Consider the following 468-nt stretch of genomic DNA (forward strand, 5'->3'; position numbering starts at 1 on the left):
CACCGCTGGTGAGACGAAACATGGCTTTCGCCGCTTCTTCGCGCACCACTGCGGCGCCCGCAGCCGGATATTGGAATGCGGCAGCAATCTCGAAAGATTGCAGGCTGGCGGCCGAGCCGACAATGTCTTCTTTCTGGAAGGAGGCGATAGAGGCGACCAAGGGCAGCGATTGAAGGTATGCGACACGCTGCGCGGCTACTTCCTCACTTCGGTGCGAAAACAGTTCCTGAAAATGATGCCAGGAGAGCAGCAAAACACTACCGGTTTCCATAAAAGCCTGATCGAAGGCCTCGGCCCGTCTTACGCGCTCGCCGTCCTTACCAGCCTTGTCCCCGGCGATAGCGCCGAGATGGGAAGAATCCAAGGCAACGAACTTCGGGAGAAGAAACTTACGGCCAAGTGTTTCCAGTTTGGGTTCCCACCAAATGCTACCGCCATCGTAAGCCGGCCAAATGCGCTGGGAAGTAG

The 468-nt window shown here is 57.3% G+C and carries 1 protein-coding gene; it reads right to left on the reverse strand.

Going from position 1 to position 468, the window contains the following annotated elements; genetic code table 11:
• Window positions 1-468 (reverse strand): hypothetical protein (locus EN780_RS39525; protein WP_189557180.1); only part of this gene is annotated, 468 nt, incomplete at both ends.

The sequence above is a fragment of the Mesorhizobium sp. M4B.F.Ca.ET.089.01.1.1 genome (assembly GCF_004022605.1).
GTDB classification, from domain to species: domain Bacteria; phylum Pseudomonadota; class Alphaproteobacteria; order Rhizobiales; family Rhizobiaceae; genus Mesorhizobium; species Mesorhizobium abyssinicae.